The sequence below is a fragment of the Kaistella sp. genome (assembly GCF_049588135.1).
Lineage (GTDB): Bacteria > Bacteroidota > Bacteroidia > Flavobacteriales > Weeksellaceae > Kaistella.
Genome location: NZ_JBAVFG010000031.1, coordinates 1 through 2,345 on the forward strand (window position 1 = coordinate 1; position 2,345 = coordinate 2,345).

3 protein-coding genes are annotated in these 2,345 nt (G+C 26.9%); all 3 read right to left on the reverse strand.

Going from position 1 to position 2,345, the window contains the following annotated elements:
- Positions 1 to 719 (reverse strand): AAA family ATPase (locus WBY99_RS01760; RefSeq protein WP_423974628.1); only part of this gene is annotated, 719 nt, incomplete at its 3' end.
- A complete protein-coding gene (locus WBY99_RS01765) occupies positions 716 to 895 on the reverse strand; it encodes a hypothetical protein (protein WP_423974629.1) in 180 nt (59 codons plus the stop codon). The genes WBY99_RS01760 and WBY99_RS01765, both read right to left, overlap by 4 nt.
- The coding region (locus WBY99_RS01770; RefSeq protein WP_423974630.1) for a hypothetical protein at positions 892 to 2,345 on the reverse strand (1,454 nt) is incomplete at its 5' end. The genes WBY99_RS01765 and WBY99_RS01770, both read right to left, overlap by 4 nt.

The following is a 2,345-nucleotide window of genomic DNA, read 5'->3' on the forward strand; positions in this document are numbered from 1 at the left end:
GACAATTCAATTGCTTTTTCTTTGTCTATAATTTGCTCTTGAAGGTTTTTTGTTGCTCCTTCTTTTTTTAGTGTATTGATGTAGAATTCAAAATCATCAATTAATGTTTCGTAAGTGTCTAAGCCTAGGATTTTACCAAGTGCATCATTTATGAAACTACCTTCTTCTTTAATAGATAAATTGGCGATTTCTGAAATTTTCTCAGCATCAAAAAATACAAATTTTGCAGCATCTACAGGAATGATGTAATCATTAATGAAATTAAATTTATCTTCTTCCTCATCAAATATTTCTAAGTTTGATATAGGGTCAATAATAGATAACTTTTCTTCCGTGTTTGACGTGTTTCTTGATCTTTTTATTATTACTTTATTGGCATTTGACGATAGTTTAGTGATTTCGGGTAACTCAATTTCTTCTATAAAAATACTAACAGAAAAAGTATCAATTCCTTCTTTTTTTGCGGACCAATTTATTGATTGTTGCATAAATGAAGAATAGTTTTTCTCTTTCTGAATCTCCTTTTTGAAATTATCATCTATTTGAGAAATTTTTTCTCCATACAAACACCACACAATTGATAGTAAAAAGTTGGTCTTACCATAACCATTTTTACCCCCAATAAGAACAATGTTTTTTTCATCACTAGTGGATAGATCAAAATCAACAGTCTTGTAATACTGTCTAAAATTGTTAATATTTATACTGGAAAATTTCATTTTATGGCTTTTTCAATTACATCAACAATTTTTTGTTGATGATAGTTAATACGTTTTATTTTTTTTGCCTTCACAGAATCTAACAAAGATTCTAAAGATTGATAATTAGTTTCTTTAACAGAGCAGATTTCTTTAAGTCTCTCGTTTTGTTGAATCTTGTTTTCTTTTATTTTCATAGATTATAGTTTTTCATTATTTCAAGCACTGAAAAATATTGTATTATTTCATTATCCTTAAGCTCATTTCTGCTACTTAGCTTTCGTTGGTTATAAAAAAACAAATAGAGATTTTCTTCTCCTGGCTTATTAGCAGAGGGTAACCGATGTTTAAATTTAAGAAAATTTATCAGTTCATTGTATTTTTCTTCTGAATTTGAAAGTCTTCTTCCATTTATTTTAGAATAATTTTCAAAAACCTTGGTAATTAGATTGGTTTTTATTGCATCTAATTCTTTTAGTTTTATTTTTCTCTTTTGTACATTCATCCATCTATATAATTTGATTTCTTCTTCAGGTACATTAATCGATAGAGGAAGTCTGTTTTCATTAGAAAGGAAAATAAGTAAATGTTCATATCTGCCCTCCCAAGATATTTGCTCAATGACATCAGATTTCTCTAATATTTTAAAAGCATCGGGATATAATCTTTTCTTCAAACCGACATAAGAATTTTTGAAAAAAGCAAAAACTTGGGAATCATCTATTCTTAAATTATAATAAATACTTTTTTCATTTGATTCGGGTCTGTATTTTAGCACATATTTAGTAATGTTTGAGATATGTTTTGGATCATTAAATTGTTCAAGAAATTCAATTGTTATACTTCTAATAGTTCCTCCCTTGAAATTCTCTAATTCATTTTCCCATTTTTTTAATCCAAACACGCTATTTCTTCCAACTGGCACAAATCCGTTTTTTCTTTTCATTGAAGCAGCGATTTTATTTTCATCAGTTTCATAATTTGGATATAGCTCAATTATTTTCTCAACCACTTCTTTAACTTTAGATGGTTTTCCTAATTTTTCTAGCGCTTCATAAGAATATTGATAAGCTTGCTTGATTGTGTTTTGTTTGAAAACAATATTGTCGTCTAAATCAAGATACATCTCAAATTCATCATTTATTATTTTTTCAGCCACAAGAAAAGCAGAATCAATTACTTTAATATCAAATTCTGAAATAAATCTTGATAAATAACTTTTAAAATTAAATGAGTAAGTTTCTTCAATTCGGTCATTTACTCTTTCGCTGATATCGTTAGCAAATGAAATAAAATCGACATCTGATATTTCTTTATTTACAATAAAAAAGTCGTTCCAATTATGTCGATTTCGGCTATTGACGAATTTTGGCAACAATATATCTTCCACATTCCCAATTACAACATAATTATCACTTAAGTATACAGAAAGAATATATGAAATGAATTCTTTCGAGAAATTTGTTTTGTTTTTATCATTTATTTCATTCACTAAATCTTTCTTGATCTCAATTATGTTTGTGGATATATCTAAACCATAATTTTTAAATAAATCATCATTAAAATTCTTAATGAATGAGAGTTTTTCAAATAACTCATTAATACAATCTTTTCTTATTTGACGTACTCTTTCCTTTGATAAATTAC